19 protein-coding genes are annotated in these 17,313 nt (G+C 75.8%); 14 read left to right on the top strand and 5 right to left on the bottom strand.

All coding sequences use genetic code 11. The features are described from left to right. Nucleotides 1–30: 30 nt before the first annotated feature. Nucleotides 31–939, bottom strand: a complete 909-nt coding sequence (locus tag E1182_RS20745; protein ID WP_132267860.1) for a CDP-alcohol phosphatidyltransferase family protein — start codon at nt 937–939, stop codon at nt 31–33. Between the two features lie 94 nt (nt 940–1,033). Here E1182_RS20745 and E1182_RS20750 point away from each other — a divergent pair, with 94 nt between their 5' ends. The 11 genes from E1182_RS20750 to E1182_RS20800 all read left to right on the top strand — a co-directional run bounded on the left by E1182_RS20750 (nt 1,034) and on the right by E1182_RS20800 (nt 10,122). Next, the gene (locus E1182_RS20750; RefSeq protein ID WP_132267863.1) at nt 1,034–2,011 is read left to right on the top strand and encodes a zinc-binding alcohol dehydrogenase; all 978 of its coding nucleotides are present in this window, start codon (nt 1,034–1,036) and stop codon (nt 2,009–2,011) included. A gap of 2 nt (nt 2,012–2,013) precedes the next feature. Beyond that, nucleotides 2,014–2,412: a 6-carboxytetrahydropterin synthase gene (locus E1182_RS20755; RefSeq protein WP_132267866.1), complete on the top strand. Its 399-nt coding sequence runs from the start codon at nt 2,014–2,016 to the stop codon at nt 2,410–2,412. 3 nt (nt 2,413–2,415) lie between these two features. Then, complete coding sequence (locus E1182_RS20760; RefSeq protein WP_132267869.1) at nt 2,416–3,450, top strand: glycosyltransferase family 4 protein; 1,035 nt, start codon at nt 2,416–2,418, stop codon at nt 3,448–3,450. Continuing rightward, complete coding sequence (locus E1182_RS20765) at nt 3,447–4,268, top strand: class I SAM-dependent methyltransferase (protein ID WP_132267871.1); 822 nt, start codon at nt 3,447–3,449, stop codon at nt 4,266–4,268. Before E1182_RS20760 ends, E1182_RS20765 begins: the two co-directional genes overlap by 4 nt. A gap of 56 nt (nt 4,269–4,324) precedes the next feature. Then, nucleotides 4,325–5,350: a lysylphosphatidylglycerol synthase domain-containing protein gene (locus tag E1182_RS20770; RefSeq protein ID WP_371687580.1), complete on the top strand. Its 1,026-nt coding sequence runs from the start codon at nt 4,325–4,327 to the stop codon at nt 5,348–5,350. 12 nt (nt 5,351–5,362) lie between these two features. After that, nucleotides 5,363–6,019: a GTP cyclohydrolase II gene (gene ribA / locus E1182_RS20775; RefSeq protein WP_132267876.1), complete on the top strand. Its 657-nt coding sequence runs from the start codon at nt 5,363–5,365 to the stop codon at nt 6,017–6,019. Between the two features lies 1 nt (nt 6,020). Next, a complete protein-coding gene (locus E1182_RS20780; protein ID WP_132267879.1) occupies nt 6,021–6,749 on the top strand; it encodes a dihydrofolate reductase family protein in 729 nt (242 codons plus the stop codon). Nucleotides 6,750–6,891: 142 nt separating this feature from the next. After that, entirely contained in the window at nt 6,892–7,446 is a 555-nt protein-coding gene (locus E1182_RS20785) for a sigma-70 family RNA polymerase sigma factor (protein WP_132267881.1), read from the top strand. A gap of 16 nt (nt 7,447–7,462) precedes the next feature. Further along, entirely contained in the window at nt 7,463–8,221 is a 759-nt protein-coding gene (locus E1182_RS20790; protein WP_371687581.1) for a zf-HC2 domain-containing protein, read from the top strand. A 133-nt stretch (nt 8,222–8,354) separates the two neighbouring features. Beyond that, on the top strand, nt 8,355–9,050 hold the full coding sequence (locus tag E1182_RS20795) for a response regulator transcription factor (protein WP_132267883.1): 696 nt from the start codon (nt 8,355–8,357) through the stop codon (nt 9,048–9,050). Then, entirely contained in the window at nt 9,043–10,122 is a 1,080-nt protein-coding gene (locus E1182_RS20800; protein ID WP_132267886.1) for a sensor histidine kinase KdpD, read from the top strand. Before E1182_RS20795 ends, E1182_RS20800 begins: the two co-directional genes overlap by 8 nt. Before the next feature lie 151 nt (nt 10,123–10,273). On the opposite strand, the gene E1182_RS20805 is transcribed toward E1182_RS20800, so the two are convergent. Genes E1182_RS20805 through E1182_RS20815 form a run of 3 tightly spaced genes read right to left on the bottom strand, consistent with a single transcriptional unit; the run spans nt 10,274 to nt 12,293 of the window. Then, a complete protein-coding gene (locus E1182_RS20805) occupies nt 10,274–10,939 on the bottom strand; it encodes a class I SAM-dependent methyltransferase (protein WP_132267889.1) in 666 nt (221 codons plus the stop codon). Beyond that, on the bottom strand, nt 10,936–11,622 hold the full coding sequence (locus E1182_RS20810) for a DUF2064 domain-containing protein (RefSeq protein ID WP_132267892.1): 687 nt from the start codon (nt 11,620–11,622) through the stop codon (nt 10,936–10,938). The genes E1182_RS20805 and E1182_RS20810 overlap by 4 nt, the downstream gene beginning before the upstream one ends. Beyond that, nucleotides 11,619–12,293 carry a glycosyltransferase family 2 protein gene (locus E1182_RS20815; RefSeq protein WP_132267895.1) on the bottom strand — a complete coding sequence of 225 codons (675 nt, stop codon included), beginning with the start codon at nt 12,291–12,293 and terminating at the stop codon, nt 11,619–11,621. The genes E1182_RS20810 and E1182_RS20815 overlap by 4 nt, the downstream gene beginning before the upstream one ends. A 146-nt stretch (nt 12,294–12,439) precedes the next feature. Between E1182_RS20815 and E1182_RS20820 the strand changes: the two genes are divergently transcribed. Then, nucleotides 12,440–13,873, top strand: a complete 1,434-nt coding sequence (locus E1182_RS20820; protein ID WP_371687582.1) for a hypothetical protein — start codon at nt 12,440–12,442, stop codon at nt 13,871–13,873. A gap of 170 nt (nt 13,874–14,043) precedes the next feature. Here E1182_RS20820 and E1182_RS20825 read toward each other — a convergent pair whose 3' ends face one another. Next, nucleotides 14,044–15,108 (bottom strand): NAD-dependent epimerase/dehydratase family protein, encoded by a 1,065-nt coding sequence (locus E1182_RS20825; protein WP_132267898.1) that lies wholly within the window; start codon nt 15,106–15,108, stop codon nt 14,044–14,046. A 312-nt stretch (nt 15,109–15,420) separates the two neighbouring features. On the opposite strand from E1182_RS20825, the gene E1182_RS20830 reads away from it, so the two are divergent. Further along, nucleotides 15,421–16,701 carry a molybdopterin-dependent oxidoreductase gene (locus E1182_RS20830; RefSeq protein WP_132267909.1) on the top strand — a complete coding sequence of 427 codons (1,281 nt, stop codon included), beginning with the start codon at nt 15,421–15,423 and terminating at the stop codon, nt 16,699–16,701. Beyond that, nucleotides 16,694–17,215 carry a hypothetical protein gene (locus tag E1182_RS20835; RefSeq protein ID WP_132267900.1) on the top strand — a complete coding sequence of 174 codons (522 nt, stop codon included), beginning with the start codon at nt 16,694–16,696 and terminating at the stop codon, nt 17,213–17,215. Before E1182_RS20830 ends, E1182_RS20835 begins: the two co-directional genes overlap by 8 nt. Nucleotides 17,216–17,313 lie beyond the last annotated feature (98 nt).

Here is a 17,313-nt window from a genome sequence, read left to right on the forward strand (position 1 = left end):
TTCCTGGGGAGGCGGGCGGGATGGTGCGACTCAGACCGGCTGGTGGGCGGCGAGCGGTCGCTCGACGCGACTGTCGGTGCGCGGCCGGCAGTTGCGGCTGCGGGCAGCGGCCGAGGCCGCGACCGGCACCGGGGACCGCGACGGCACCAGGACCGGGGTCGACCCCGGGGTCACGGCCACGGTAGCGGTCGGCACCGGAACCGAGGTCGCGGCCGGCGCGGCGGCCGGGGTCGGGGCGTGGGAACGGACCGGGCGGTGCCGCCACAGCCAGGCGACGTCCCGGCCGAACGACTCCAGCAGCGTCGCCGTCAGGGCGGCCAGCAACAGCATGGTCACCAGGTGAGGCAGCACGTCCGCGGTCGCGGTCAGCAGCAGGACACCCGCCGCCGCGGCGACCACCTTGCGCCAGTAGCGCGGCGGCAGCGTACCCCGCATCCAGGGCAGCACCCAGCTCGCGGCGACGAAGGCGTACCGCGCCCCGCCGATCACCAACACCCAGGGCCCCACCACCGGTGCCACGTGCACGCTGAGCATCAGGACCAGGAACGAGTCGATCTCCATGTCGAAGCGCGCGCCGAGCGCGCTGGTGGAGCCGGTACGTCGGGCCACCCAGCCGTCCACCGCGTCCAGGGCCAGCGCCACCGCGGTCATCGGCACCAGCACCGCCAGCGGGACGGGCGAGCCGTCGACGGCGTCGACCAGCAGCGCGGTCACCCCGCCCACCAGCACCGCCCGGGCCAGCGTCACCCGGTCCGCCGGGCCGAGCCGGTCGGTGCGGTGACGACGCAGGCCACGGGTCAGCACGACGCAGAGCCCGATGCCGTACCCGACGCCGGCCAGCCACCCGACGGCGTCCAGCCCGACGGTCGCGGCCAGCACGACCAACAGGACGATCTGGGCGGTCAGTCCGATCACCGGACCGGTTCGAACCCTGGACACGCTGCCTCCGTGTTTATGATCGACGACCTCGACAGACCAGTACGCAGCGAACGGCCGAACGGTTCGGTTTCGCAGCCAGATTGGAGACGACCGCGTGATCCGCGATGCCCGTGCGTTCTGGCTGGGCGCCCCCGGAGCAGGGGAGATCCGGTCGGTGACGCTACCGGAGCCCGGTCCGGAGGACGTGCTGGTGCGCAGCGTGTTCTCCGGCGTCAGCCGAGGCACCGAGACGCTGGTGTTCACCGGCGCGGTGCCCGAGAGCCAGTACGCGGCGATGCGCGCCCCGTTCCAGGAAGGTGACTTCCCCGCCCCGGTCAAGTACGGCTACCTCAACGTCGGCGTGGTCGAGCACGGCCCGGCCGACCTGCTCGGACGGACCGTGTTCTGCCTCTACCCGCACCAGACCGCGTACGTGGTGCCGGCCTCGGCGGTGACGCCGGTGCCCGACGGGGTGCCGGCGGCCCGGGCGGTGCTGGCCGGCACCGTGGAGACCGCGGTCAACGCGCTCTGGGACGCCACCCCGATGGTCGGTGACCGGGTCAGCGTGGTCGGCGGCGGGATGGTCGGCTGCGCCGTCGCCGCGCTGCTCGCCCGCTTTCCCGGCGTCCGGGTCGAGCTGGTCGACGCCGACCCGGCGCGGGCCGCCGTGGCTGACGCGCTCGGCGTCGGGTTCGCCGCACCGGACGACGCCACCGGCGGGCGGGACCTGGTGGTGCACGCCAGCGCCACCGACGCCGGGTTGCAGCGGTCGCTGGACCTGCTCGCCCCGGAGGGCACCGTGGTCGAGCTGAGCTGGTACGGCGACCGGCCGGTGCGGCTGGCGCTGGGCGGGGCGTTCCACTCCGGCCGGTTGACGATCCGCAGCAGCCAGGTCGGTACGGTGTCACCGAACCGGGCCCGGCGCAGCTACGCGCAGCGGCTGGCGCTGGCCCTGGAGCTGCTCGCCGACCCGGCGTTCGACGTACTGCTGACCGGCCGGTCACCGTTCACCGATCTGCCCGACGTGCTCGACCGACTCGCCGCGGGGAGCCTCCCCGCGCTCTGCCACCTCATCACCTACGACGGGAAGTGACCGTGTTCAGCGTCACCGTACGGGACCACATCATGATCGCCCACAGTTTTCGGGGGGAGGTCTTCGGGCCGGCCCAGAAGCTGCACGGGGCCACCTTCGTGGTGGACGCCACGTTCCGCCGCGCCGAACTCGACGGCGACGGCATCGTGGTCGACATCGGCCTGGCCACCACCGAACTGAAGGCCGTCCTGGCCGAGCTGAACTACCGCAACCTGGACGACGAGCCGGCCTTCGCCGGGGTCAACACCACCACCGAGGTGCTCTGCCGGACCATCGCCGACCGGCTGGCCGACCGGGTGCAGGCCGGCGGGTTGGGCGAGGGTGCCCGCGCGCTGGCCGGGATCACCGTCACGTTGCACGAGTCCCACGTGGCCTGGGCGAGCTACCAGCGGTCGCTGTAGCCCGTGTCGGTGGTGCACGTCGTCCTCCCCGGCGACATCGACGACCCGGCGACCCCCAGCGGCGGCAACCACTACGACCGTCGGATCTGCGCCGGACTGGTACGGCTGGGCTGGACGGTTCAGGAACACGGCGTACCCGGTGACTGGCCGCACCCCGACGGCCCGGCACGGGCCGGGCTGGCCGGGCTGCTCGCGGACCTGCCCGACGGCACGCCGGTGCTGCTGGACGGCCTGGTCGCCTCGGTGGTGCCGGAGCTCCTCACACCGCACGCCGGCCGGCTACGGCTGGTCGTGCTGGTGCACATGCCACTGGAAAACGAGACCGAGGCCGCGGCGCTGACCTGCGCAGCCGCAGTGATCACCACCAGCGGGTGGACCCGGGACCGGCTGCGGCAGCGGTACCGGCTCGCCCCGGACCGGGTACACGTGGCCGCCCCCGGCGTCGAGCCGGCCCCGGTCTGCACCGGCACGGCCGCCGGCAGCCGGCTGCTCTGCGTCGCGGCGGTCGTCCCGCACAAGGGGCACGACGTGCTGGTGGACGCCCTCGCCGAGCTGGCCGGACGACCGTGGACACTGGACTGCGTCGGCGCGCTCACCCGCGACCCGCAGTACGTGGCGGGGCTGCGCCGGCAGGTCACCGACCGGGAACTGACCGGGCGGGTACGGTGGGTCGGCCCCCGGGTCGGCGCCGACCTGGCCACCGCGTACGCCGACGCCGACCTGCTGGTCCTCGCCTCGCGCGGCGAGACGTACGGGATGGTCGTGACCGAGGCCCTGGCCCGCGGCCTGCCGGTGCTCGCCACCACGGTCGGCGGGGTGCCGGAGGCGCTCGGCCGGGCTCCCGACGGCGACCGGCCCGGCCTGCTGGTCGGCCCGGACGACCCGGCCGCCCTGGCCGACGCGCTGCGCCACTGGCTGGACGACCCCGCACTGCGGCACCGGCTGCGCCGCGCCGCACGTGCCCGGCGGGCCACCCTGGCCGACTGGCCGGCCACCTCGACCCTGATCGCCCACGTCCTGGACGGAGTACGGGTATGACCCTGCTTGCCACCGAGCCCTTCGCCGACTGGCTCGCCCTGCGGGAGCAGGCCGACGCCGACGCCCGCGCCGACGACCTCGTCGACCGGCTCCGGCCCCGGCTGGCCACCGACCGGCCGCTGGTCGTGCACGACCTCGGCTGCGGCACCGGCTCGATGGCCCGCTGGTTGGCCCCCCGGCTGCCCGGCCCGCAGCACTGGATCCTGTACGACCGGGACCCCGGCCTGCTCGACCGGGCACGTGCCCACCCGCCCGTGGCGGCCGGCGGCGGCCCGGTCTCCCTGGAGACCCGGCAGACCGACATCACCCGGCTGACCGCCACCGACCTCGCCGGGGCGGGTCTGGTCACCGCGTCGGCGCTGCTGGACATGCTGACCGCCGAGGAGATCGACCGGATCGTCGCCGCCTGCGCCGGCACCGGCCGCCCGGCACTGTTCGCCCTCTCCGTCGTCGGGCGGGTGACCCTCGACCCGGCCGACCCGCTGGACGTCGAGGTCGCCACCGCGTTCGACGACCACCAGCGCCGTACCGTCGACGGCCGGACCCTGCTGGGGCCGGACGCCGCCGCGGCGGCCGTCGCCGCGTTCGCCCGGCACGGCGTTCCCACCACCGTGCGGTCCACGCCGTGGCGGCTCGGGCCGGCGCAGGCCGCGTTGACCGCGGAGTGGTTCACCGGCTGGTTGGCCGCCGCCGTCGAGCAACGCCCGGACCTCGCCGAGCGGACCACCGGATACGCCCACCGCCGGCTCACCGCGGCCGCCGCGGGTGAACTGACCGTCACCGTCGGGCACGACGACCTGCTCGCCGGGATGGAATGAACCGCTGGGCCACCCGGTACGTGCAACAAGGTGACGATCTTCCGAGGAGGCTCCGCGTGTCACACGCTGCCGGCGACCCACCCCCCGCGCCCGCCCGTTCCGTCTGGCCGTGGGTGAGCAACGTCGGCGGGGTGGCGCTCGTGGCGGGACTGTTGTGGTGGCTGGGCACCGGCCCGGCGCTGGCCGCGCTGCGCCGCATCGACGCCGCGGCCCTGGTGGCGGCGCTGCTGCTCGGCGCTGTGGCCACGGTCAGCTGCGCCTGGCGGTGGCGGCTGGTCGCCGAAGGGCTGGGCGTGCGGCTGCCGCTGGGCACCGCCGTCGCCCACTGCTACCGGTCGGTGTTCCTCAACGCCACCCTGCCCGGCGGGGTGCTCGGCGACGTGCACCGGGCGGTGCGGCACGGCCGGGACGCCGGCGACGTCGGGCGGGCCGTACGCGCCGTGGTCTGGGAGCGGGGCGCCGGCCAGGTGATCCAGGTGGTGTTCGCGGTACTGCTGCTGCTGGCGCTGCCCTCGCCGGTACGGCCGTACCTGCCGGCCACCGTGGCGGTGGCGGTGGCCGTCGCGTTGGGCCTGGTCCTGCTGGTCCGGGTGCTGCCCCGGTCCGGCCCGTCGCGTCGGGCCCGCGCGGTGCGCGCCGCCGTGGCCGACGTCCGCGCGGGTCTGCTCGGCCGCCGCACCGCGCCGGGCGTGCTGCTGGCCTCGGTGGTGGCGGTCGGCTGCCACCTGGCCACCTTCGTGCTCGCGGCCCGGGTCGCCGGGGCCACCGCGCCGCTGGCCGACCTGCTGCCGTTGACCCTGCTGGCGCTGCTGGCCATGGCGCTGCCGGCCAACATGGCCGGCTTCGGTCCCCGGGAGGGCATGGCCGCGTGGGCGTTCGGCGCGGCCGGACTCGGTGCCGCCCAGGGAGTCTCGACCGCCCTGGTGTACGGGGCCCTGGTGCTGGTCGCCGCCCTTCCCGGCGCCGCCGTGCTGCTGCCGCGGCGTGGACGGTTCCAATTCCGGGTACGGTCCACGGCTCGTACGGTGAACCAGGCTGGTTCTGCCGCGCTACCCGCTACCGGGCTGGCCGGTAGCCTCTGACGGAGGAGACACATGTTCGAAGCACTGCCGGTCGCGACGGTTCGCACGCAGGTCACGGTTCCCCTCCGCTTCCCCGACGGGTACACCACCACGGCCCGGGTGTTCTCGTTCGACGGGCTGGTGGACGGGCGGGAACACCTGGCGTTCGGGCTGGGCGACTGGGCGGGCGCGTTGCGGCGGTATCCCTCCGGTGGGCCCGCGCCTCTGGTCCGCCCGCACAGCGAGTGCCTCACCGGGGACGTCTTCGGCAGCCAGCGCTGCGACTGCGGTCCGCAGTTGCGCGAGGCGGTGGAACGCATCACCGACGCCGGCGGATTCCTGCTCTACCTGCGGCAGGAGGGCCGGGGCATCGGCCTGTACCCGAAGTTGGACGCGTACGCCCTGCAGGACGCCGGCCTCGACACCTACGAGGCGAACCGGGCGCTCGGGCACGGCGAGGACGAGCGCGACTACCGGGCCGCCGCGCAGATGCTCGCGGTGCTGGGGGTGGAGCAGTTGGCCCTGCTCAGCAGCAACCCGGAGAAGGCCGAGCAGCTCGGCCGGCTCGGGGTGACGGTGACCGAGATGGTGCCCACCGGGGTGTTCCTCTCCCCCGCCAACGCCGACTACCTGGCGGCGAAGGCGAGCCGGGCGGCCACCCGGGTCGCCGACGCGCCCGCGCTGAACTGACATGGCGCAGGTGCCCACCGGCCCGACGGGCCGCGGGTCGCCCCGGCGGCCGTACGTGCTGCTCAGTTGCGCCACGTCGATCGACGGTTACATCGACGATGCCACCGAGCAGCGACTGATGCTCTCCAACGACGAGGACCTCGCCCGCATCGACGCGGTCCGGGCCGGTTGCGACGCCATCCTGGTCGGCGCCGGCACCGTCCGCCGCGACGATCCGCGCCTGGTGGTCCGCACCGAGCGGCTGCGCCGGGAACGGGTGGCCCGCGGGTTGCCGCCATCGCCGGCGAAGGTCACCCTGACCGCCCGGGGTGACCTCGACCCCCGGGCCCGGTTCTTCACCGTCGGCGACGCGGCCAAGCTGGTCTACTGCGCCTCCCCGGCGGTGGAGAAGGCCACCGAGTCGCTGGACGGCCTGGCCACGGTGGTGGACGCCGGCGACCCGGTGGACCACGACCGGCTCCTGGCGGACCTGGCCGCGCGGGGCATCGGGCGGCTGATGGTCGAGGGCGGCGGGACGGTGCACGCGCAGTTCCTCACCGCCGGGCTCGCCGACGAGTTGCACCTGGTGGTCGCCCCGTTCTTCGTGGGCGACCGGCGGGCGCCCCGGTTCGTCGCCGACGGCCGTTTCCCCTGGCATCCCGGCCGGCGGGCCAGGGTCGCCGAGGTACGCCAGATCGGTGACGTGGTGCTGACGCGGTACGCGCTGTCGCCGCGGTGCGTCGACTGGTGAGCCGCGACATGCTGTCGTCGTTGAACCACCAGGCGTGGCCGTCCGTACCATTCCACGCGGCCGACCGCCGGCCCACCACGTTCCACGGTGGCGTCGGCGAGCCGCGTCGGACGAGACGTTGCGACGGTTACCGGAGGTCAGGGTGTTCACGGAGGGGGACGATCAGCAGGTGACGGCCTGGGCCCTGGCGGCCGGCCGGGGCGACCAGCGGGCGCTGGCCGCGTTCGTCCGGGCCACGCAGGCGCAGACCTGGCGCTTCCTGCGCCACCTGCTCGCCTCGGCCGACACCGACGACCTGGTCCAGGAGACCTACCTGCGGGCGATGCGCTCCCTGCCCCGGTTCGCCGGCCGGTCCTCCGCCCGCACCTGGCTGTTCAGCATCGCCCGCCGGGTCGCCGCCGACCACCTGCGTGCCCTGCGCGCCCGGCCCGAGGTGACCGGCCTGGACGGCCGGGAGCCGCCGGCGGACGGGCGGTTCGAGAACGGGGTCGTCCTCGACCAGCTCCTGTGGGAGCTTCCGGTGGACCGGCGGGAGGCCTTCATCGCCACCCAGGTCCTCGGGCTGTCGTACGCCGAGGCGGCCGAGGTGTGCGGCTGCCCGGTCGGAACCATCCGGTCCCGGGTGGCGCGGGCCCGGGAGGATCTGGTGGCGGCCGTCGAGGGGCGGTCCGGATGGCGCGCGGGGCGCGTCGGGTGACGGCGGGACGGATCCGGTGAACGACCTGCGGTACCTGCGCTGCGAGGGGTGGCGCGAGATCCTCTCGGCGCACCTGGACGCAGAGGCCAGCGCCGAGGAGGCGGGGGCGGCGCAGCGGCACCTCGACGCCTGCCTGGAGTGCCGGGGCTGGCTGGAGGCGGCCGCCGTGGTCAACCGGCGGATCCGTACCCAGGTGGTGACCGGCCTGCCGGACCTGACCGACGCCATCCTCGCCGCCGCGCCGCCGCCGGGGCTGCGGCGCACGTGGCGGGTCCGGCTGGTGGCCGGTGCGCGGCTGGTGCTCGGGGTGCTCGGCGCGGGTCAGCTCGTGCTCGGCCTCGCGCAGGTCGGCCGGGCAGCGGTCACCGACCAGCTGCACCCCGCCGGGCAGCACCTGTGGCACGAGGCGGCCGCGTGGAACGTGGCCGTCGGGGCGGGTTTCCTCTTCGTGGCGGTGCGCCGCAGCCCGCCGGCGGGTCTGCTGCCGACCCTGAGCGTGTTCGTCGCCACCCTGGTGCTGCTGTCGGTCAACGACCTCGTCACCGCCCGGGTGGACCTGTCGCGGCTGGTCAGCCACGTGTTCCTGGTCGCCGGCTACGTGGTCACGGTGCTGCTGTCCCGGCCGGCGCTGCGTTCGGGCTGGCCGCCGCCGGGCAGCGGACGCCCGGGGTGGGCGCGGTGGCGGTTGCGGCCCGACGACACCGACCAGCCGCCGGTGGGGCCGGTGCCGGCGCAGCCGTACGGGGCGCACGCCGCCAACCACTGGGCCGCCTGAGTCACAAGCCCGTCGCACGCCCGGCACTGCTGGGCCGAGTCGTGCCGGCGGACGTAAGCGGACCGCAAGGATCACGCCCACCGCTGCCGGTCCGGTACGCCGCTACGCTGGGCGCACGACGGGGAGGTGCGGGTTGAGCCAACGGGTGCTGGTCGTCGACGACGACCGTACCGTCGCCGATGTGGTCTGCCGATACCTGCGGCACGCCGGCTACCGGGTGGAGCACGTCTCCGACGGCCCGGCCGCCCTGGCGGCGGTCGCCGAGACGCCGCCGCAGCTGGTCGTCCTCGACGTGATGCTGCCCGGCCTGGACGGGCTGGAGGTCTGCCGGCGGCTGCGGCAGCGGCCGGACGGCATACCCATCGTGATGTTGACCGCGCGCGGTGACGAGGCGGACCGGATCCTGGGCCTGCAACTGGGCGCGGACGACTACCTGGGCAAGCCGTTCTCCCCCCGGGAACTGGTGCTGCGGGTCCGCTCGGTGCTGCGCCGGGCCGGCGGCGAGCCGGCCGGGGCCGCACCGGAGGTGCTCTGCGACGGTGGCCTCGTCGTGGAGACCGGTCCCCGGGTGGCCCGGCTGCACGGTCAGGAACTGTCCCTGACGCTGCGCGAGTTCGACCTGCTGGCCCACCTGATGCGGCACCCGGCCCGGGCGTTCCGCCGCGCCGAGCTGCTGGAACGGGTGTGGGGGTGGCAGTTCGGCGACCAGTCCACGGTGACCGTGCACGTACGCCGGCTGCGGGAGAAGGTCGAGGCGGACCCGGCAGATCCTCGGCGGATCGTCACGGTGTGGGGCGTCGGCTACCGGTACGAGCCGGCCGATGACTGATCTGATCCTGATCTTCGGTGCGGCGCTGACGGCCGCCTGCGTCGTCGGGATGCTCGGGGCCGGCGCGCTGCGGCTGCTGCGGGGCCGGTCGATCACCGTGCACATCACGGTGCTGCTGGCGATGACGGTCGGTGCGGTGGTGGCCGGGGTGGCGGTGGTCGCCGAGGCGATGTTCCTCTCCCCGCACGACCTGGAGGTCGTGCTGATCACCGTGTCGGCGGGCGCGGTGGTGAGCCTCGGCGTCGGGTGGCTGTTCGGGCGGCGGCTCGCCGCGGCGGCGGTCTGGGCCGACCAGGCTCGGGAACGGGAACGGCGAATCGAGAAGGGCCGCCGTGACCTGGTCGCCTGGGTGTCGCACGACCTGCGGACGCCGCTGGCCGGGTTGCGGGCGATGGCCGAGGCCCTGGAGGACCGGGTGGTCGCCGACCCGGAGACGGTCGACGAGTACCACCGCCGTATCCGGGTGGAGACCGACCGGATGACCCGCCTGGTGGACGATTTGTTCGAGCTGTCCCGGATCAACGCGGGGGCGCTGCGGCTGTCGCTGTCGACCGTGCCGCTGGGCGACGTGGTCTCCGACGCCCTCGCCGGCACCGCGCCGCTGGCCGCGGCCCGGCGGATCCGGCTGGTCGCCGCCGACTCCGGCTGGCCCGCGGTGACCGCGAGCGAGCCGGAACTGACCCGGGTGGTGGGCAACCTGCTGCTCAACGCGGTCCGCTACACGCCGCCGCACGGGACCGTCCGGGTCGACGCCGGCCGCGACGGCGAGGACGCCTGGCTGGCGGTCGCGGACACCTGCGGCGGCATTCCCGAAGCCGACCTGCCGCGGGTGTTCGACGTGGCGTTCCGGGGCGAACCGGCCCGCACCCCACGTTCGGGCAACGGCGGCATCGAGGGTTCCGGTGGGCTGGGCCTGGCCATCGTGCGCGGGCTGGTCGAGGCGCACGGGGGCCGGGTGTCCGTGCGGAACGTCGCCGGCGGATGCCGTTTCGTGGTCCGGCTGCCGCTGGCCCCGGTGAGCGTGCCCGCCGGTCGGGCGACCGGCCCCGCGGCGGGTGGCCGCCACCGCTGACCCGGGTCCGGGCACCGGCCCCCGGCTTCGGTCAGGCGGGTTCCGGCGGGGTGGCCGTGCTGCGCGCACGGCCTGTGCCGGCCGAGGTCTGGCGGGCCCGGCGCAGCGGCCGGGGCGTACGCCGGTCTCTCCGCCTCCTCCGTCGTCGCCGCTACGCGGCGGGTCGGGCCAGTTCGGCGAACCACCGCCGGCCGGACCGGAACACCTCCCGCACGACCAGCCCGGCCCGGGCCGCGGTGTCGTACACCGCCCCGGCGTCCAGCCGCGCCCAGCGGAAGACCGGCCCCCGGTCCCGCCCCGACACCACCTGCGCGAGTCCCTGCCAGCTACCCGCGCCCGGCGGGTCCAGCTCCACCAGCACGGTGCCGGCCGGGCCGAGCAGCGCCCGGCACCGGTCCAGCAGCGCCACCGGGTCACCCCCGATGCCGATGTTGCCGTCGAGCAGCACGACGTGCGCCCACCTGCCCTCCGCCGGCAGCGGATCGAACAGGTCGGCGCGTACGGCCACCGCGCCGCGAGCCCGGGTCAGCGCGACCGCGCGGGCCGAGACGTCCACCCCGAGCGCGGTCGTGCCGGCCCGGGTGAGCGCCGCGGTGAGGCGTCCCGGCCCGCACCCCAGGTCCAGGGTGGGGCCGACACAGCGGGCCGCGACCGACTGGGCGGTCGGCTCCGCCGGACCGTGCCACCGGCGCACCGGAAGCCGGCGGCGCAGCCCGTCCGGGCCCACCAGCCAGTACGCCCCGGCGTCCCGGTCACGCAGTGCGGCGACGAAGCTGTCGCCGTCCTCGCGGCACGAGGTTGACAGCGGGAGTCTCATCGCCGGCCCCCGACCAGCAGCGTCCGCCGGAGCCCGGCCACCTCAAGGGCGAACCGACCGCGCGGCGACGACGCCGCCACCGCGAGCGCGTCCGCCCAGCCGTCGACGTCGCGCAGCACCGGCAGCGCCGCCACCCGCACACCGGCCCCGGCGAGTGCGGCAAGGGTGAGCCGGCCCGTGTCGGCGGTGGACATCGGCACCGCGCGCAACAGGGCGGCCTGTCGGGGGTCGCGCAGGCCCAGCGCCCACCAGCCGCCGTCCTCGGCCCGTCCCAACACCGCGTCCGTCGCCGGGTCCGTCAACGTACGCACGGCGGCGGCCAGCCGCTTTGGGGTGAGCTGCGGGGTGTCCATCCCGATCTGCAGCACCGGCCGTCCGGGCCAGGCATCCGCCACGTCGGCGTGGGCGTTGACGAGCCGGTCGGCCAGGTCGGCGCCGCGCTGTGGCAGCACCGTCCAGCCGGCCGTGGCGGTGGTCAGCTCTGCGGCTCGCACCCCGTCGGCGAAGCGACCGGCCAGCGCCAGCACCGGCGTCACCCCCGCCGTGTCGGTCACCGCGTCGAGGGTGTCGCGCAGTGCGGCGGCAGCGATCCGGGCGGCCCGGCGCGGGGTCGCCGGCGGGCACAGCCGGGTCTTCACCGCCCCCGGCACGGGCGCCTTCGCCACCACCAGCAGCACGGTCACCGGTGACCGTCCACACTACGCAGCACGGCGGCGAAGTCCCGGGTGGCGCGCAGCGTGCCGCGCACCGAGCCGGAGACCTTGGAGCGGGTCCCGGCGGCGCGGGGCGCGTACCGCACATCCCGCTCATGGATGCGCCAGCCGGCGGCGGCAGCCCGGATCAGCAGTTCCAGCGGGTAGCCGAAGGCCCGGTCGGTGACCCCGAGGGCGAGCAGCGCCTCCCGGCGGGCCACCCGGATCGGGCTCAGGTCCCGCAGCGGCACCCCCCGGTGCCGCAGCAACGCGGCGACCAGCGCGGTGCCGGCCCGGGCGTGCCACGGCCAGACGCCGGCGCGGACCGGCCGGCGGCGTCCCACCGCCAGGTCGGCCGTGCCGTCGGCGACCGGGGCCACCAGAGCCGGCAGCTCCCCCGGGTCGAAGGAGCCGTCCGCGTCGAGCACGCACACCAGCTCCGTACCGGCGGCCTCGATGCCGGCGTGCACGGCCGCGCCGTACCCCCGGCGGGGTTCGCGCACCACCCGGGCACCGTGCCGGGCGGCAACCTCCGGCGACCCGTCCCGGGAACCGTTGTCCACCACGATCGCCCGGTACCCGGGCGGCAGCGCGGCCAGCACCCCTGGTAGGGCGGCGGCCTCGTCGAGGCAGGGCAGCACCACGTCGATCTGTGTCCGCATGCCGCCGACGCTAGGTCCCGCACCCGCGCGTCGGACCGCGGATCGACCTTACGAAACCCTTACCGGCCAGGGAGTTCTTACCGTCCGGTGACGGGCCGGCCGTTCCCCTGACGACCGGCCCGGGCGACCCGTACTGTCCGGTCTCCATGAGACCCGCGATCCTTCCGGATCATCGCCACGAACACGGCCGGTCCGCACTGCGGGACCGCGGCGACCTTGTCGTGCTGGCCCTGGAGGCGGCGCTGCTGCTGGCCGCCGTGGTGGTCGGCGCCGTGCTCAACCGGCGCGGGGTGGGCCTGCACGCCGACGCCGCGCCGGTCTACGCCACCTGGCGACCCCACGTCGGGTGGGGCACCCCGGCGGCGGTGCTGGTCGCGCTGGTCGTCCTCGGCCCCGGGTGGCGCTGGGCCCGAACTGCCCGATGGGGACCGCTGCTGGCGGTCGGCTGGCTGGCAGCGGTGGCCTGGACCCTCGCGCTGGCACTGGTGGACGGCTGGACGGCCGGGTTCACCGGCCGGCTCACCGTGCAGGCGGAGTACCTGCACGAGGTGCCGGGGGTGACCGACGTGCCCCGGATGCTGGCCGGTTTCGCCGACCGGATCCTGGACTTCCAGCCGGGTTCCTGGTCGACACACACCGCCGGGCACCCGCCGGGCGCGCTGTTGGTCTTCGTCGGACTGGACCGGGTCGGCCTCGGCGGCGGTACCGCCGCGGCGCTGGCCTGCGTCCTGGTCGGGGCGACGGTGACCGTGTCGGTCCCGGTCGCGCTGCGGGCGCTGGGGGCCACCGGCGCGGCCCGCGCCGTGCTGCCGTTCCTGGTGCTGCTGCCGGGCGCGGTCTGGGTGGGCGCCTCCGGCGACGGTCTGTTCACCGGGGTGGTCGCCGCCGGGCTGGCCCTGCTCGCGGCCCGCCTGCCGGTCGTCGCGCTGGCCGGCGGGCTGCTGCTCGGCTTCGCCCTCTACCTGTCGTACGGCTTCGTGCTGGTCGGGCCCCTGGCCCTGGCGGTGCTGGCGCTACGTCCGGCGGCCCGCATCCGGGCGCTGCTCGCCGGGACGGTCGGCGTCGGCGTGGTCGTGGTGGCCTTCACCCTGGCCGGTTTCGCCTGGTGGGAGGGGTACGACCGGGTGGTGGAGCGGTACTACCAGGGCTGGGCGGCGGATCGCCCGTACAGCTACTGGGTCTGGGCGAACCTGGCCGCGCTGCTGCTGTCGGCCGGACCGGTGCTCGGGCCGGCGCTGCGCCGCACCCTGTTCGCCGCCCGGGCAGGCGAGTGGGGCATCGCCGGGCTCACTGCCGGCACGACGCCAGCGGCCGGTGGCCCGGGGTGGCTGGCCCGGGTACCGGACCGGGTCCGGGCGATCGGCCCGACGGTGGTGCTGTCGGGGGCCGCCACTCTGGCGGTGCTGGCGGCGGACCTGTCCGGGTTGAGCAAGGCCGAGGTGGAGCGGATCTGGTTGCCGTTCGTGGTCTGGCTGCTGGTCGCCACCGCGCACCTGCCGGCCTCCCACAGACGCTGGTGGCTCGCCGGGCAGGCCGCCACCGCCCTGGCCGTCAATCACCTGCTGTTCACCGTCTCCTGAGCGGCCCCTCGCGCCGCGTGTGGCGGGCGCGGCACGGCGGATCGCGCCGGTCCGGGCAGTCAGGGCGCCCGATTGCGGCAGGTTGGGGTGACCGGGCGCCGGACCCACCACCGTGCCGCGTTCCAGCCGGCACCCGCCAGCCGGTGCGAGGCGGGCGGGTGCCGGCCTGGTCAGGCCGGGACGGCGGCGGGCTCGCGCAGCGGGTCGGTGGCGAAGGCGGTCACCCCGGCGACGAAACCGACCCGGGCGGTGTAGCCGAGCAGTTCCCGGGCACTCCGCGGGTCGGCCACCACGTGCCGCACGTCGGCGGCGCGGGCCCCGCCGACCACTTCGGGCGCCGGACCGCCCATGGCGGATGCCAGCACCTCGGCCAACTCGCCGACGGTGTGCGGCTCGCCGGAGCAGACGTTGACCGGCACCAGCGCGCCGTCCGGGGCGGGCGCGGCGAGCGCCAACACGTTCGCCCGAGCCACGTCGGTGACGTGCACGAAGTCCCGCCGCTGCCGGCCGTCCTCGTACACCCGGGGCGGGCGGCCGTCGGCGAGGGCGGAGCGGAAGATCGAGGCGACCCCGGCGTACGGGGTGTCCCGGGGCATCCGGGGACCGTAGACGTTGTGGTACCGCAGCGCCCAGACGCCGCCACCGGTCTGCCGGGCCCAGGCGGCGGCGAGGTGCTCCTGGGACAGCTTGCTGGCCGCGTACGTGCTACGCGGCTCCAGCGGGGCGTCCTCGGGAACCAGGGCCGGGGCGAGCGGTCCCGCGCAGTGCGGGCAGGTGGGGTCGTAGCGTCCTTCGGTCAGGTCCGCGGCGCGGCGGGGAGCCGGGCGGACGACGCCGTGCCGGGCGCACCCGTAGCGCCCCTCGCCGTAGACCACCATGGAGCTGGCCAGCACCAGCCGCGACACCCCGGCCCGGTGCATCGCGGCGAGCAGCACCGCCGTGCCGTAGTCGTTGTGACTGGCGTAGTCGGGGGCGTCCGACGGGTCCAGCCCGTGCCCGACCATGGCCGCCTGGTGGCAGACCGCGTCCACCCCGGGCAGCAGCCGGTCGAGCAGCTCACCGTCCCGGACGTCCCCGATGACCGGCTCGTGCTGGCGGGACCACTCGGGCAGCCCGCCGCCGTGCGCCTGCGGCAGCAGCGCGTCGAGGCACACCACCTGGTGCTCCTGCGCGACGAGCAGGTCTGCGACCTGCGATCCGATGAACCCGGCCGCGCCGGTGACCAATACCCGCATGACGGCCACGGTAGGACAGCCGGGCAGCCCGGCGGGCGAGGTCGCGTCGCATGTCAGCACTCCGTAAGAGACCGACGGTAAGCGTTCGGTAATCCGGCGAACCGGGCCGGCCGACGCCGACGCCGTCTAGCGTCCCGGAGGACAGATGCCGCACCGCAGGGAGGAACCGTGCCCGCCACGCCGCCACCGTCCGGCCCGGACCGCCCGCGCCAGGAGTCCGCCGGCACCGGGTCCGGCCCGACCGGTGCCGCCGCACCCGGTTCGGCCACCGGCCGGCCCGCCGACCAGCCCGGGTACGCCAGCCCGACGGGGCTGTGGCGCGCCCTGGAGCGGCACCGTCCGCCCGGCGCGGACACCGTCGCCGACGCCTGGCGCAGTCCTGTTCGCGGTCTGTGGCTGACCTCGATGCTCGGCGCGGTGCTCCTCGTGACGCTGCCGCTGGTGCTGGTCACCGGCCTGCTCGACTGGATCGCCTACGGCCCCGGCCTGGACCAGGCGTTCCCCCGTCAGGTGGGTTGGCTGCGACCGCCGGTGTTCGACTGGCCGACCCGCCCGGCCTGGCTGTTCCGCCTCACCCAGGGGCTGCACGTGACGCTCGGCATCGTGCTGATCCCGGTGGTGCTGGTCAAGCTCTGGTCGGTGGTGCCGAAGCTGTTCACCTGGCCGCCGGCCCGTTCGGTGGCCCAGGTGCTGGAACGGCTGTCGTTGCTGCTGCTGGTCGGGGGGATCCTCTTCGAGACGGTCACCGGCCTGCTCAACGTCCAGTACACGTACGTGTTCGGTTTCGACTTCTACACCGCACACTGGTACGGCGCCTGGGTCTTCACCGCAGCCCTGGTCACCCACGTGGCGATCACGCTGCCCCGGATGGTGGCCGCGCTACGCCGGCCGGCTCCCGCGCGTACCCCCGTGCAGCGGAGCGGACCGGAGCCGGTGGGGCCCGACGGCCCGGTCGCCCGGCACCCCGGGCCGGTCACGATGAGCCGGCGCGGCGTGCTGGCGCTGACCGGCGGCGCGGCGGCGTTGCTGGCGGCGCTGACGGTCGGGCAGAGCCTGGACGGCCCGCTGCGCCGCACCGCCCTGCTGCTGCCCCGGGGCCGGCAGCCCGACGACGGGCCGAACGGCTTTCCGGTCAACCGCACCGCCGCCGCGGCCGGCATCCGGCCCGAGGAGGCCGGCGACGGGTGGCGGCTGACACTGCGTGCCGGCGGGCGCACGGTCGACCTGGACCGCTCGGCGCTGCTGGCGATGGCCCAGCACACCGCCCGGCTGCCGATCGCCTGCGTGGAGGGCTGGTCGACGTCGCAGACCTGGACCGGAGTGCGGCTGCGCGACCTGGCCGCGCTGGTGGGTGCGGCGGAGCCGGCCGTCGCCCGGGTGGCCTCGCTGGAACGTACCGGCCTGTTCCGCCGGGCCGCGCTGCACGCCGGCCAGGTCCGCGACCCGGACGCGCTGCTCGCCCTGCGGGTCAACGGGGTTGACCTCTCCCCCGACCACGGCTTCCCGGCCCGGGTGATCGTGCCGGCCCTGCCCGGCGTGCACTGCACCAAGTGGGTTCGCGAGATCAGCTTCGAGCGGGCCGACGGTGACTGACTTCCGCCGCCGCTACGGGGCGACCGCCGGACACCTGCTGCTCCTGCTCGGCTGTTTCGCGGTGGCCGGCTGGGTCGCGCTGCGGCTGGCCGCGGAACCGACGGCCGGTCGGATGCTGCTGTGGTTCCTCGGCGCGGTGATCCTCCACGACCTGCTGCTCTTTCCGGCGTACGCGCTGGTCGACCGGGCGCTGCGAACGATCCTGGCCGGGGGACGGCCGTCCACGGGTCACCCGGCGGGCCGCGGGCGCCCACGACCGTCGGCGCTGAACCACGTGCGCGTCCCGACGCTCGCGGCCGGGCTGCTCCTCCTCGTGTACCTGCCCGGTGTCCTCGGGTGGGGAGACAGTACCTACTCGGCGGCGACGGGTCTGCAACCTAGACCGATGCTGGCCCGGTGGGTGGCGCTCACCGGCGTGCTCTTCGCCGCCAGCGCGGCGGTGTACGTTCTGCGCCGGCTCCGGCACGCCGTCGGTGGTGCCGGCCGGGCGGCCGGTCGACCGGGCGGGCGCTGACCGGCTGCGGGCGTCGAGGGCCGCCGGTGTCCGCGGACCGGCCGGATTCGGACGGGCTGCCAACGCGCCCGCCCCGGCCGCTCGTGGCAGACCGGGGC

This window comes from Micromonospora sp. KC721 (assembly GCF_004348355.1).
Taxonomy (GTDB): domain Bacteria; phylum Actinomycetota; class Actinomycetes; order Mycobacteriales; family Micromonosporaceae; genus Micromonospora.